This window comes from Rhizobium sp. AG207R (genome assembly GCF_027109195.1).
GTDB lineage: Bacteria > Pseudomonadota > Alphaproteobacteria > Rhizobiales > Rhizobiaceae > Rhizobium > Rhizobium dioscoreae.
Window position 1 is genome coordinate 26,779 of sequence record NZ_JAEPVT010000012.1, and the last position, 12,090, is coordinate 38,868.

General features: G+C 59.7%; 17 protein-coding genes. All 17 read right to left on the minus strand.

All coding sequences use genetic code 11. From position 1 onward, the window contains the following. Position 1 precedes the first annotated feature (1 nt). Positions 2–892, minus strand: a complete 891-nt coding sequence (locus tag JJQ51_RS25735; RefSeq protein ID WP_113333537.1) for an efflux RND transporter periplasmic adaptor subunit — start codon at positions 890–892, stop codon at positions 2–4. Beyond that, positions 889–1,098 (minus strand): DUF1656 domain-containing protein, encoded by a 210-nt coding sequence (locus JJQ51_RS25740; RefSeq protein WP_092715835.1) that lies wholly within the window; start codon positions 1,096–1,098, stop codon positions 889–891. The genes JJQ51_RS25735 and JJQ51_RS25740 overlap by 4 nt, the downstream gene beginning before the upstream one ends. Before the next feature lie 4 nt (positions 1,099–1,102). After that, entirely contained in the window at positions 1,103–3,175 is a 2,073-nt protein-coding gene (locus tag JJQ51_RS25745) for an FUSC family protein (protein ID WP_269245486.1), read from the minus strand. Further along, positions 3,172–3,642, minus strand: a complete 471-nt coding sequence (locus tag JJQ51_RS25750) for a MarR family winged helix-turn-helix transcriptional regulator (RefSeq protein WP_113352670.1) — start codon at positions 3,640–3,642, stop codon at positions 3,172–3,174. Before JJQ51_RS25750 ends, JJQ51_RS25745 begins: the two co-directional genes overlap by 4 nt. Before the next feature lie 188 nt (positions 3,643–3,830). After that, complete coding sequence (locus JJQ51_RS25755) at positions 3,831–4,241, minus strand: ribosomal maturation YjgA family protein (protein WP_113333540.1); 411 nt, start codon at positions 4,239–4,241, stop codon at positions 3,831–3,833. A gap of 171 nt (positions 4,242–4,412) precedes the next feature. Then, entirely contained in the window at positions 4,413–4,835 is a 423-nt protein-coding gene (rplQ, locus tag JJQ51_RS25760; protein WP_069611907.1) for a 50S ribosomal protein L17, read from the minus strand. A gap of 48 nt (positions 4,836–4,883) precedes the next feature. After that, complete coding sequence (locus tag JJQ51_RS25765; RefSeq protein WP_047634789.1) at positions 4,884–5,894, minus strand: DNA-directed RNA polymerase subunit alpha; 1,011 nt, start codon at positions 5,892–5,894, stop codon at positions 4,884–4,886. Positions 5,895–5,997: 103 nt separating this feature from the next. After that, on the minus strand, positions 5,998–6,387 hold the full coding sequence (gene rpsK / locus JJQ51_RS25770) for a 30S ribosomal protein S11 (RefSeq protein ID WP_004118426.1): 390 nt from the start codon (positions 6,385–6,387) through the stop codon (positions 5,998–6,000). A 131-nt stretch (positions 6,388–6,518) separates the two neighbouring features. Continuing rightward, the gene (rpsM, locus tag JJQ51_RS25775; protein ID WP_004118424.1) at positions 6,519–6,887 is read right to left on the minus strand and encodes a 30S ribosomal protein S13; all 369 of its coding nucleotides are present in this window, start codon (positions 6,885–6,887) and stop codon (positions 6,519–6,521) included. A gap of 217 nt (positions 6,888–7,104) precedes the next feature. Then, positions 7,105–7,755 (minus strand): adenylate kinase, encoded by a 651-nt coding sequence (locus JJQ51_RS25780; RefSeq protein WP_113333541.1) that lies wholly within the window; start codon positions 7,753–7,755, stop codon positions 7,105–7,107. Beyond that, a complete protein-coding gene (secY, locus tag JJQ51_RS25785; protein WP_069611905.1) occupies positions 7,752–9,092 on the minus strand; it encodes a preprotein translocase subunit SecY in 1,341 nt (446 codons plus the stop codon). Before secY ends, JJQ51_RS25780 begins: the two co-directional genes overlap by 4 nt. A 226-nt stretch (positions 9,093–9,318) precedes the next feature. Beyond that, the gene (gene rplO / locus JJQ51_RS25790; protein WP_069611904.1) at positions 9,319–9,789 is read right to left on the minus strand and encodes a 50S ribosomal protein L15; all 471 of its coding nucleotides are present in this window, start codon (positions 9,787–9,789) and stop codon (positions 9,319–9,321) included. A 17-nt stretch (positions 9,790–9,806) separates the two neighbouring features. Further along, positions 9,807–10,019 (minus strand): 50S ribosomal protein L30, encoded by a 213-nt coding sequence (gene rpmD, locus JJQ51_RS25795; protein WP_007690786.1) that lies wholly within the window; start codon positions 10,017–10,019, stop codon positions 9,807–9,809. 13 nt (positions 10,020–10,032) lie between these two features. Next, positions 10,033–10,602 (minus strand): 30S ribosomal protein S5, encoded by a 570-nt coding sequence (gene rpsE / locus JJQ51_RS25800; protein WP_004118414.1) that lies wholly within the window; start codon positions 10,600–10,602, stop codon positions 10,033–10,035. Between the two features lie 130 nt (positions 10,603–10,732). After that, on the minus strand, positions 10,733–11,095 hold the full coding sequence (gene rplR / locus JJQ51_RS25805; RefSeq protein WP_113333543.1) for a 50S ribosomal protein L18: 363 nt from the start codon (positions 11,093–11,095) through the stop codon (positions 10,733–10,735). Positions 11,096–11,107: 12 nt separating this feature from the next. Beyond that, a complete protein-coding gene (rplF, locus tag JJQ51_RS25810) occupies positions 11,108–11,641 on the minus strand; it encodes a 50S ribosomal protein L6 (protein WP_069611902.1) in 534 nt (177 codons plus the stop codon). Between the two features lie 43 nt (positions 11,642–11,684). Beyond that, entirely contained in the window at positions 11,685–12,083 is a 399-nt protein-coding gene (gene rpsH / locus JJQ51_RS25815) for a 30S ribosomal protein S8 (protein ID WP_015339607.1), read from the minus strand. Positions 12,084–12,090 lie beyond the last annotated feature (7 nt).

A 12,090-nucleotide genomic window follows, 5' to 3' on the forward strand; every position in this document is an offset into this window, starting at 1 on the left:
GTCATTCCGCAGCGCTGGCGATCTTTGCTTGGCCCTGTTCCTGCACTTCGACGGTCGCCGTGAGGCCGGCGATGAGCTTCGTGCCATCGGGTACCTTGTCGAGCGCGATGCGCACCGGCACACGCTGCGCCAGGCGTACCCAGCTGAAGGTTGGCGTGATATTGGCAAGCAGGCTGCCGGAGGTGCGCTCGCGGTCCTCGATGCCGTAAGCGATGCTCTCGACATGACCGGTCAGCTTCTCGGCCTGCCCCATCAAGTGGATATGAACTTCGTCGCCGATCTGGATGCGCGGCAGCTTGGTTTCTTCGAAATAGCCTTCGACGCGCAGGGAATCGCTGTCGATGAGCGCGACCTTTGCGGTCCCGGCGGAAACATAGTCGCCCGGACGCAGGCTGAGGTTCGAGATCGTGCCGTTGACGGTGGCGCGAACCTCGGAGCGGTCGAGATTGAGCTGGGCGAGTTCGCGATTGGCAGTCGCCTGACGAACGGCAGCCTCATCCTGCTGCACGGTGGTCAGCGCCTGCTCCTTCTGCTGCAGGGAAGCGGCATCACCAAGGCGAGCCTGCCGCGCGCTTTCGCGCTGAGCTTGCTCAAGAGCCGCCTTGCTGCTTGCAAGGGCTGCATCCGCCTGTTCAAGCGCGATGGCGAAACGATCGCGATCGACGCGGAAGAGGATATCGCCCTTCTTGACGGTCTGGTTGTCCTTGACGAGGACCTCGCTCACGAGACCGGAGACATCGGGGGCGATGCCGACGACATCGGCCCTGAGACGCGCATCGCGCGTCCATGGTTCATCCATGTAATGGCCCCAGAGCTGGCGGCCGACATAGACGGCGGCAATAACGAAGATGAGAGTGACGGCCACACGGCCGATGAGTTTGAACGCGTTCATGTGAAATACCAACGGGAGACTGAGGAGACGGCGCCGAGCAGCAGGACGTAAAGCGCGAGATCGAAAAGACCGCGATGCCAGACCAGAGTGTAGACTCCGATCCATGCCAGCAGGCGTCGAACGACAATGACGACAAACAGCGTCAGGAGCATGAGAACGAGAAGGCGCGGGATATAAACGCCATAAAGATCGAATTCTGCGGGCATGATATTACTCGGCGGCAATGGGAAGAGGTTGAGTTGTATCGGATAGCGGTGGCCGCCAGCTCGCCGGCGGCTCGGCATGGGGGAAGAGCGCCCGGCGAAGGCCGACGAGCGCATCAAGGCTCGCCCGACCGGATTGCCGCTTTTCCTGTGCGACGGCTTCGAGGCTATGGTCGATCGACACACGCAGTTCCTCGGCCGGATCCACAGCCCGTTTTGCCTTCAGCCGCGAACGATAGAAATCCGATACGCCGATCAGGACTTCGCTGACCGATGCAGCGGCAGCCGGCTTCAGCTGGCCACGCTCTTTCTGAAGCATCAGCACGTTGAAGCCGAGACGGACATCGGCGTAACCGTCGACCTTTTTCAGTTCGCGGTCCTCGATGCCTGCAAGACGGGGGACGAGCTGGCCCAGGCGGTCGAGGATGCGGCCTGAGAGGCGTTCATGATCGGCACGGCGGATGCCGGCGGCAGTTTCGGCCAGATCTCTCCAGCCGGCCCGCACCAGCCGCCAGGCGGCAAGCTCGGAACCGAATGGGCGGGTAAGCAAAGTCCAGACCAAGGCGAAGCCAACACCGGCCAGAGCGGCGATCGCACTGTTGGTGAAGCTGGCGAAATCGGCGGTGTAACGATCCTGCAGCGCGATGAAACTTGCGCCGTTCACCGCCAGCAGCATACCGAGCATGTTGGTCTGCGGGCGAGTAATCAGGATGCCCATCACCAGGAAGGGCGGCGCAAAGACCAGCACCAGCATCTCGAAGCCGGAAATCGACGGCAACACGCCGAAAATATAGACGCAGGCGATGACCAGGCTCGCCGCAGTCCAGATGAACATGGTGGTGATGAAGGGCGCGGGACGATCGAGCGCGGCGAAAAACGAGCAGGCAACGGCCACCATGGCGATGAAGCCGGCGCCATCCGCCCAGCCGGAATAGATCCAGAAGAAGCAGGCGACGGCAATTCCGGCGATGACGCTACCGGCCGAGAAGGCAAGCAGGGCGTAATCATAATGCCTGCTGCGACCGACGACATTGCGATAGCGGAAGGCGGGGCGCCAGGTGCCGACCTGCTGTCCCGAGACGATCTGGGCGCGCAGCGTCAGGCAATCCTGCCACAAGTCGACGATTTCCTTGAGGCGAGCGAGAGCGCTCGACCGGACGAGATCGTCCCAGCCGATATCGAGGTCGTTCTCCTGCAACTCCTCGATCTTCCGCGACAAGGTCTCAGCGGTCTCGTCGGCCTTGCCGCGACCACCCTGCCCCAGCCAATCGGCCACCTCATTCAATACAACGACCAATTCCTGCGGTAGCGGCTTGCCACCAGCCTTCAAGGCGTGCAGGCGATCGGCAAGGGAGGAGAAGAGCGGCAGCAGCATCAGCAGGCGGCCGCGCAGCTCGCGCGAATGCCTGACGATGTCGCGGCTGCCGGCATCATAGCGCAACTGGCTGATGACGAGATCCAGGCCGGAAACGTCGGCGGCAAGCTTCTGCCGCTTCAAGGGCGTTGCCGGCGAAGCGCCCTCGCCGCGCAGGATCTCGTCGGCCCAGGTGCCGGCGTCGTCCAGCCAGGAACCTATACGCTGGCCGAGGACGGTGCCGACGCTGCTCGGAAAGACGACGGCGCTAACCACGCTCGCACAGACGATGCCGATGAGAATTTCCTCAGAGCGGGCAAGCGCGACATCGAAAATGGTTTCGGGCGAGCCGACGGTCGGCAGCGCGATCAGCGGCAACGTATAGCCGGCCAGCATGAAGACATAGCTGCGCGACGTGCGGTCGAGCATCGAGATGAACAGCAAGGTGCCGGTCCATAGCGCGACAACGATCGAAAGCAGTTCCGGCGCGTTGACGAAGAGCGGGATGAAGATCACCGATGCGGTGGCACCGATAAGCGTGCCGAGCGCGCGGTAAAGCCCCTTGGAGCTGGTCGCGCCGGCAAGAGGATTGGCGACCACATAGACGGCGGCCATCGCCCAATAGGGACGCGGCAGATCGAGCGACAGGGCGATGAACAGCGCCATAATCGCAGCGATGAAGGCTTTGACGGAAAATAACCACTCGCGCCAGGATGGAATGCTCATGAGACCTTCTCCGGCTCCGGTTCGACGGCTTTGGATGCCTCAAACTCCTCGAAAGCCTTCAGGACGCGAACCGCAGCTTCGATATCCGCGGGGTCGACATTGGCGAGGATCTTGCCACGCAGCTCATCAAGTACGTCTTCCATACGGGAGGCCAGCTTTTCGCCTTCCGGCGTCAGCCACAGGCCTTTCGCGCGTCGATCCGTCGGATCATCCTTGCGGATGACAAGATCCATGCTTTCGAGCTGATCGATCAGCCGAACCAGAGACGGGCCTTCGATGCCGACATAAGTGGCGAGCACCACCTGCCGCACGCCTCCTCCCAGGCGACCGATCCAAAGCAGCGGCGCGGCCACCGCCTCAGATATGCCATGGGAGCTCAGCGCGAGATCGACCGCCCGTCGCCATTGGCGGCCGGTCGTCAGCAGGTTTGCGGTGAATACGCGTTGCAGGGCATTGGACGAGTTCATGAGAACCTATTAGCACTAAACTAATTAGGATTCAAATTATTATTATCGAAAGCGCTATATGGAATGCGAAATGCAGCTATGCAGATATCGAGAGAGCCGTGGTAACCGGCCCGGATCGCAAGCGACCAATAGTCTAATAAATCACTTAGTAATGATCGACGTCGCCGAGATAAAAGTGGGCAAGAACATCATGCTGAGCGCTTCGGCCCGAATAGGATGCGATGAAGCGCCAACGCCAGCGCGATGCCGGCGGCATAGGCGACGATATTCCAGAGCGAGAATACCCTGCCCAGCAACAGGGCTCCGGCGGCAGTCAATCGAAAGGCGTCAAGATCAGGCGTGTGCCAAAGCCTGAAAAACTCTACGGCGATCGCGACGAGCAACGCCGCCACGGCAATCCTGACACGTCCCGAAGACACGAATATTGTCGCCAGGAGCCAATAGACCATCGCTCCCCACAATAACGAGCCGCCATATTTGACGATCGCGAAAGGCAGATCGAGCGCATAACCATAGCGCCGCAATGCAAGACCGGCGGCGATGGTCACCAGGAGCGCGAGGAACAGAAGCGGTCTCTCACGCGTCAATTTTCGCTGCATGTCCCACGATGCTCCCTGCTCTAACGCCACCTGAGCCGAATGCGACTCAGCAAGGCTGATTGCGATACTCCAAAGCAATCAGGGAGATTGAAAGACCGCTCCAGTCGCGGAAACGACAAAAGGCCGGATGATCGCTCATCCGGCCTTCAATTTCTGATCCGAAGCTTAGCCTTAAGCGGCTGCGGCTTCTTCTTCAGCGGCAACGCGAGCCTTGTCGGCTGCGCCCTTGGCATTGACGTCGCGATCGACGAACTCGACGACTGCGAGAGCGGCATTGTCGCCCTGGCGGAAGCCGGCCTTCATGATACGCAGGTAGCCGCCATTGCGGGTGGCGTAGCGGGTTGCGATCGCGTCGAACAGCTTCGAAACGACGGCGACGTCGCGGATCTGCGAGATGGCCTGACGACGAGCGTGCAGGTCGCCGCGCTTGCCGAGGGTTACCAGCTTCTCGACGATCGGGCGAATTTCCTTCGCCTTCGGGAGCGTGGTGACAATCTGCTCATGGGTGATGAGCGAAGCCGCCATGTTGGCGAACATCGCCTTACGATGGCTAGCGGTTCTATTCAGCTTGCGGCCGGCTTTACCGTGGCGCATGGCTATTCTCCTTCACTTGCAGGCATCGTTCGCCCGCAGTTTGATTGGTTAGTATTGGTCTTCGTATCGCTTGGCGAGATCTTCGATGTTCTCAGGCGGCCATGCCGGCACTTCCATGCCGAGGTGCAGGCCCATGGAAGCGAGAACTTCCTTGATTTCGTTCAGCGACTTGCGACCAAAATTCGGCGTGCGGAGCATTTCTGCTTCGGTCTTCTGAATGAGGTCGCCGATGTAGACGATGTTGTCGTTCTTCAGGCAATTTGCCGAGCGAACGGACAGTTCCAGCTCGTCCACCTTCTTGAGGAGCGCCGGGTTGAAAGCGAGTTCGGTGACTGCTTCTTCTTCGGCTTCCTTCTGCGGCTCGTCGAAGTTGACGAACACGCCAAGCTGATCCTGGAGGATGCGAGCCGCAAAAGCGACGGCATCTTCACCGCTGATCGAACCGTCGGTTTCGATCGACATGCTCAGCTTGTCGTAGTCGAGAACCTGTCCTTCGCGGGTATTTTCGACCTTGTAGGACACCTTCTTGACCGGCGAATAGAGGCTGTCGACCGGGATGAGGCCGATCGGAGCGTCTTCCGCACGATTGCGCTCGGCGGGCACATAGCCCTTGCCGTTGTTGACGGTGAATTCCATGCGGATTTCGGCGCCCTCGTCGAGCGTGCAGATGACATGCTCGGGGTTGAGGATTTCGATATCGCCGACCGTCTGGATGTCGCCAGCCGTTACAACGCCTGGGCCCTGCTTGCGGACGACCATGCGCTTGCTGTCATCGCCGTCCATCTTGATGGCGATTTCCTTGATGTTCAGCACGATATCCGTCACGTCTTCCCGGACGCCCGGGATAGAGGAGAACTCATGCAATACGCCGTCGATCTGCACGGCCGTCACAGCGGCGCCACGCAGAGAGGACAGCAGAACGCGACGCAGCGCGTTGCCGAGGGTGAGACCAAAGCCACGCTCCAGCGGTTCCGCCACGAGCGTTGCCTTGGTGCGGCCGCTCGAGGTGAACTCGACCTTGTTGGGCTTGATCAGTTCCTGCCAGTTTTTCTGAATCATGTTTTTGCCTTCCGTTCGTTGCCACCATCCAATCGTGGCAACCGAGCTTGAGTAACACCAAGCCGGGCGCATCTACCCCGGCCGGTGTCGTGAGTGGCGATGATCAGACGCGACGCTTCTTGCGCGGGCGGCAACCATTGTGCGGGATCGGGGTCACGTCGCGGATGGACGTGATCATGAAACCAGCAGCCTGGAGCGCGCGCAGAGCGGATTCACGACCGGAGCCCGGACCGCAAACTTCAACTTCGAGCGACTTCATGCCGTGTTCCTGAGCCTTCTTGGCGCAATCTTCGGCAGCGATCTGGGCGGCGAACGGGGTCGACTTGCGCGAACCCTTGAAGCCCTTGGCACCAGCGGACGACCAGGCAATCGCGTTGCCCTGTGCGTCGGTGATGGTGATCATCGTGTTGTTGAAGGTCGAGTTGACGTGTGCGACGCCCGACGTGATATTCTTGCGCTCGCGACGACGAACGCGGACGGCTTCCTTGGCCATGTTAGTCCTTTCTTGGATCTCTGCACCGCCGTAATCCCAGCGGCTACACCGAAGCGGCACCCATGGAGCACCGCTTCAAACTCAAAAGAGGCCGGCGGACCGCCAGCCTCCCAAATCCGGTTGCCCGGAAATTACTTCTTCTTACCAGCGATCGCCTTTGCCGGACCCTTGCGGGTGCGGGCATTGGTGTGCGTGCGCTGGCCACGAACCGGCAGGCCGCGGCGATGACGCAGGCCACGGTAAGAACCCAGGTCCATGAGACGCTTGATGTTCATCGCGGTCTCGCGACGCAGATCACCTTCGACCTGATAGTCACGGTCGATGGTTTCGCGGATCTGCAGAACCTCAGCATCGGTCAACTGGTTGACGCGACGCTCGGCCGGAATACCGACCTTCTCGCAGATTTCCTGTGCAAACTTCGGTCCGATCCCGTGAATGTAACGAAGCGCAATAACTACGCGCTTTGCAGTCGGGATGTTGACGCCAGCGATACGAGCCACGCCTGTTCTCCTTGCATTCCTTTTGCCTTGGCAAAGGGTCTTGTTATGCAGCCCGGGAGCTGCTTGTTCAATGTGTGTCCGCCACATGTCAAAACGACCGTACCCGGACTTCCCGTTGGAAATCCGCGCCGATCGCATGGCATGTCGCGAGTTGGCGCGGTGTTTAGCGGAATCAGCGCAAAAAAGCAACCGCTCCGGCAAGTTTATTTTAGGCTATCTAAAGCTTAGCCAGGATAGCCTCTATGCTCTCAGTCACATGCTCGATATCGGCCATGCCGTCGATGCTCTGCAACTTGCCCTTGGCATAGTAGTAACCGATCAGCGGCGAGGTCTCCTTGTAGTAGACCTGAAGACGGGTCGCCATGGTTTCGGCATTGTCATCCGGGCGGCGCTTGAAATGCGTCGAGCCGCATTTGTCGCAGACACCGGCATTTGCCGGAACCTTGTCAGTGTCGTGATAGACGCTGCCGCAATTCGAGCAGGAATAGCGGCCAGAGACGCGGCGAATCAGTTCGGCGTCGTCCACTTTGAGCTCAATCACGACGGAGAGCTCGAGGCCCTTCGCGCTAAGCATCTTCTCCGTGGCATCAGCCTGTACAAGAGTGCGCGGGAAACCATCGAGAATGAAACCCTTGGCACAATCCGGCTGATCGATGCGTTCGGAAACGATCGCGTTGACGATCTCATCCGAAACAAGCTTGCCGGCGTCCATGACAGCCTTGGCGCGCTTGCCAACTTCCGTGCCGGCCTGAACGGCCGCACGCAGCATATCGCCAGTGGAAAGCTGCGGAATGCCATGCTTTTCCACGATGCGCTGGGCCTGGGTCCCCTTACCTGCTCCCGGCGGCCCTAAAAGTATGAGTCTCATCGCCCCCTCTTTCCTCCACGCAACTTCGATTTCTTGATCAGGCCTTCATATTGCTGTGCGATCAGGTGACCCTGAATCTGCGCCACCGTATCCAGCGTTACGCTAACCACGATCAGAAGCGAAGTGCCACCCAGAGACAAGGGAATACCTGTCTGGGATACGAGAATTTCGGGCAGGATGCAGACGAAGACAAGATAGATCGCGCCGATGACCGTGATGCGGGTCAGCACGTAATCGATATATTCGGCGGTGCGCTCACCCGGACGGATACCGGGAATGAAGCCGCCGTGCTTCTTCAGATTGTCGGCCGTGTCCTTCGGATTGAAGACGAGAGCCGTGTAGAAGAAGGCGAAGAAGGCGATCAGAGCGGCGTAGAGCACCATATAGACGGGCTGTCCGTGGCCGAGCGCTGCAACGATGGACGTTACCCAGGCCGGAAGCGCGGTGTTGTTGCCGAGACCGGCGACGGTTGCCGGCAGCAGAAGCAGCGACGACGCGAAGATCGCCGGGATGACGCCCGAAGTGTTCAGCTTCAGCGGCAGGTGCGACGTATCGCCCTGGAACATCCGCGTGCCAACCTGGCGCTTCGGATACTGGATCAGAAGGCGACGCTGCGCGCGCTCGACGAAGACGATGAGCGCGATGACCAGAATAGCGACGACCAGAACGGCGAGAATAAGAGGCGTGGAAAGCGCGCCCGTGCGGCCAAGCTCAAGAGTGCCGGCGAGCGCAGTCGGAAGACCGGCAGCGATACCGGCGAAGATGATCAGCGAAATGCCGTTGCCGATACCGCGCGACGTCACCTGTTCGCCAAGCCACATCAGGAACATGGTGCCGCCAAGCAGCGTTATGACGGTGGAAATGCGGAAGAACCAGCCGGGATCGACAACGACGCCGTTGCCATGCTCCAGGCCGATCGCAATGCCATAGGCCTGCAATGCACCGAGCAGCACCGTGCCGTAGCGGGTGTACTGGTTGATGATCTTGCGGCCCTGCTCGCCTTCCTTCTTCAGGTTCTCGAGCGAGGGAACGACCGACGTCATCAGCTGAACGATGATCGAGGCAGAAATATAAGGCATGATGCCGAGCGCGAAGATCGCCATGCGCTGCACGGCGCCGCCCGAGAACATGTTGAAGAGACCGAGAATGCCGCCCGACTGATTCTGGAAAGCCTGGGCATAGGCGGCAGGGTTGAGGCCAGGAAGCGGAATGTGGGTGCCGAGCCGGTAGACGAGGAGAGCGCCGAGGGTAAACCACAGGCGCTTCTTGAGATCCTCGGCTTTGGCAAAGGTCGAAAAATTGAGGTTGGACGCCAATTGTTCCGCTGCAGAAGCCATGCAAATCTCCGCATCACCAATTCCGGCATAGTCGGCCGAGTCCAGAATCGGTCTGTAAATTGTTCAAAAGCCGGGCTTCGGACGGATTGCGCTGCAATCGGGCGCCTCACCCTTGGTTCCCGTTATCGATCGGAAAGACACTTGCCGCATCGATCAGATTCGTGAGGCTCACATATGGGAGCAAAATCGCCCGAAGTGAAGTCACTTCGGGCGATTATTGATAATATTATTCTGCGGCAGCAGCGAGCAGCTTGACGGAACCGCCAGCCTTTTCGATCTTCTCGACTGCGGACTTGGAAGCGCCTGCAACTTCAAGAGCAAGCTTCGCCTTCAGTTCGCCGTCCGAGAGAACCCGAACGCCATCCTTGACGCGGCGAATAACGCCGGCAGCCTTGAGAGCTGCTGCATCAACAGTGCTCTTGGCATCGAGCTTGCCGGCATCGACGGCAGCCTGGATGCGTGCCAGCGATACGACAACGTAGTCGGATGCGAAGATGTTGTTGAAGCCGCGCTTCGGCAGACGACGGTAGATGGGCATCTGACCGCCTTCGAAGCCGTTGATCGCAACGCCCGAACGGGACTTCTGACCCTTCACACCACGGCCACCGGTCTTGCCGGAGCCGGAGCCGATGCCGCGGCCGAGGCGCTTGCGGCTGTGGGTCGAGCCTTCGTTATCCTTGATTTCATTCAGTTTCATAGCGAATTACCTCCGGCTCACTTCTCGTCGACAACGCGAACGAGATGCTGGACAGCACGGATCATGCCACGAACAGCCGGAGTATCTTCCAGCGTGCGGCGACGGTGCATTTTGTTCAGTCCGAGACCGATCAGCGTCTTCTGCTGAACATCCGGACGGCGGATCGGGCTGCCAATCTGCTCGACCGTAACGGTCGCCTTAGCTTCAGCCTTCTTGGTCGTCTTGGCCATAGGTCAAACTCCCTTATTCTTCGGAGGCGTTGCCCGAAGCGGCGCGGCGAGCCTGCAGGGTGGCATACTTGATGCCGCGCTGAGCTGCGATGTCCTTCGGGTGAACCTGGTGCTTCAGGGCGTCGAACGTGGCGCGAACCATGTTGTACGGGTTCGACGAACCGGTCGACTTGGCAACGACGTCATGAACGCCGAGCGTTTCGAAAACGGCGCGCATCGGGCCGCCGGCGATGATACCGGTACCGACCTTGGCCGAGCGCAGCAGAACCTTGCCGGCGCCATGACGGCCATGAACGTCGTGATGCAGCGTACGGCCGTCGCGCAGCGGTACGAAGATCATGTCGCGCTTGGCGCTTTCGGTTGCCTTGCGGATGGCTTCCGGCACTTCGCGTGCCTTGCCATGGCCGAAGCCTACGCGGCCCTTCTGGTCGCCAACGACGACGAGAGCGGCGAAGCCGAAGCGACGGCCACCCTTAACAACCTTGGCGACGCGGTTGATCGCGACCAGCTTGTCGACGAATTCGCTATCGCGCTCTTCACGGCTCTGACGGTCTTCCCGCGGAGCCCTCTTTTCCTGTGCCATTGTCCTCTTCCTTTTTCTTTTCCGGGTGCAACGGGCAAACAAAACGAAGACCGCATGAACCTCCCAACGGAGATTTGCGGTCCGGTGAATATCCGGCCGGCATCCTTGAGATCACCGGCCGGAAATCTGATTAGAAGGTCAGGCCGCCTTCGCGGGCTGCTTCAGCCAAGGCCTTGATGCGGCCGTGGTAGATGAAAGCGCCGCGATCGAACACGACTTCCTTCACGCCGGCCTTGGAGGCGCGCTCTGCAACGAGCTTGCCAACGAGGGCTGCGGCTGCGGTATCGGCACCGGTCTTCAGAGAACCGCGCAGATCCTTGTCGAGGGTAGAGGCAGCCGCGAGGGTCTTGCCAGCCACATCATCGATGATCTGAGCGTAGATGTTCTTCGACGAGCGATGAACCGACAGGCGCGGACGGCCATTGGCCACCGCCTTGATTTGACGGCGCACGCGGTTGGCGCGACGCGCAAGTGCTTCTTTCCTGCTAGCCATTTCGCGTGTTCCTTACTTCTTCTTGCCTTCTTTGCGGACGATCCGCTCTTCGGCATACTTAACGCCCTTGCCCTTGTAGGGCTCAGGACCGCGATATTCGCGGATTTCAGCGGCAACCTGACCAACTTGCTGCTTGTTGATGCCGGTGACGACGATTTCCGTCGGCTTCGGCACAGCAATGGTGATGCCCTGCGGCGGCTGATAAATCACGTCGTGGCTGAAGCCGAGCGCCAGCTGCAGGTTCTTGCCCTGCATGGAGGCACGGTAGCCGACACCGTTGATTTCGAGCTTGCGCTCGTAGCCGTCCTTAACACCCTTGAAGATGTTCTCGATCATGGTGCGGGACATGCCCCACTTTGCGCGAGCATCCTTGGAGTCGTTGAGCGGCGTCACGACGATTGCATTGTTTTCCAGCTTGAGACCGATTTCGTCGTTAGCGACGAAAAACAGCTCGCCCTTGGGGCCCTTGGCAGTCACTTTCTGGCCATCAACCGTGGCCGTGATCCCTGCAGGTACCTGAACGGGCTTCTTACCGATACGAGACATTTTTCAAACCTGTCTGTTTCGAAGGAGATATCTCTGTTCGATCTTAGAAGACCGAGCAGAGAACCTCGCCACCAACATTCTGTTCGCGAGCCTGGTGATCGGCCATCACACCCTTCGGAGTCGAAAGGATGGTAATGCCGAGACCGTTCGCGACCTGCGGAATGGACTTGACCGAGACGTAAACCCGGCGGCCCGGCTTGGACACACGGCCGATCTCGCGGATCACCGATGCGCCTTCGTAGTACTTGAGTTCGATGTTGAGCTCAGACTTGCCGTTGCCGAAATCGACGACGGAATAGCCACGGATGTAGCCTTCAGCTTGGAGCACATCGAGAACGCGTGCACGGAGCTTGGACGCAGGCGTCGAAACCGACGACTTGCGGCGCGAAGCGCCATTGCGGATGCGGGTGAGCATATCGCCCAAAGGATCAGTCATAGACATCTAATCT

Bases quoted from the DNA above. Each gene is read 5' to 3' on its own strand.
- JJQ51_RS25735 (WP_113333537.1), bottom strand. From the start codon at position 892: ATGAACGCGTTCAAACTCATCGGCCGTGTGGCCGTCACTCTCATCTTC.
- JJQ51_RS25740 (WP_092715835.1), bottom strand. From the start codon at position 1,098: ATGCCCGCAGAATTCGATCTTTATGGCGTTTATATCCCGCGCCTTCTC.
- JJQ51_RS25745 (WP_269245486.1), bottom strand. From the start codon at position 3,175: ATGAGCATTCCATCCTGGCGCGAGTGGTTATTTTCCGTCAAAGCCTTC.
- JJQ51_RS25750 (WP_113352670.1), bottom strand. From the start codon at position 3,642: ATGAACTCGTCCAATGCCCTGCAACGCGTATTCACCGCAAACCTGCTG.
- JJQ51_RS25755 (WP_113333540.1), bottom strand. From the start codon at position 4,241: ATGCAGCGAAAATTGACGCGTGAGAGACCGCTTCTGTTCCTCGCGCTC.
- rplQ (WP_069611907.1), bottom strand. From the start codon at position 4,835: ATGCGCCACGGTAAAGCCGGCCGCAAGCTGAATAGAACCGCTAGCCAT.
- JJQ51_RS25765 (WP_047634789.1), bottom strand. From the start codon at position 5,894: ATGATTCAGAAAAACTGGCAGGAACTGATCAAGCCCAACAAGGTCGAG.
- rpsK (WP_004118426.1), bottom strand. From the start codon at position 6,387: ATGGCCAAGGAAGCCGTCCGCGTTCGTCGTCGCGAGCGCAAGAATATC.
- JJQ51_RS25780 (WP_113333541.1), bottom strand. From the start codon at position 7,755: ATGAGACTCATACTTTTAGGGCCGCCGGGAGCAGGTAAGGGGACCCAG.
- secY (WP_069611905.1), bottom strand. From the start codon at position 9,092: ATGGCTTCTGCAGCGGAACAATTGGCGTCCAACCTCAATTTTTCGACC.
- rplO (WP_069611904.1), bottom strand. From the start codon at position 9,789: ATGAAACTGAATGAAATCAAGGATAACGAAGGCTCGACCCACAGCCGC.
- rpmD (WP_007690786.1), bottom strand. From the start codon at position 10,019: ATGGCCAAGACGACCAAGAAGGCTGAAGCTAAGGCGACCGTTACGGTC.
- rpsE (WP_004118414.1), bottom strand. From the start codon at position 10,602: ATGGCACAGGAAAAGAGGGCTCCGCGGGAAGACCGTCAGAGCCGTGAA.
- rplR (WP_113333543.1), bottom strand. From the start codon at position 11,095: ATGGCTAGCAGGAAAGAAGCACTTGCGCGTCGCGCCAACCGCGTGCGC.
- rplF (WP_069611902.1), bottom strand. From the start codon at position 11,641: ATGTCTCGTATCGGTAAGAAGCCCGTTCAGGTACCTGCAGGGATCACG.
- rpsH (WP_015339607.1), bottom strand. From the start codon at position 12,083: ATGTCTATGACTGATCCTTTGGGCGATATGCTCACCCGCATCCGCAAT.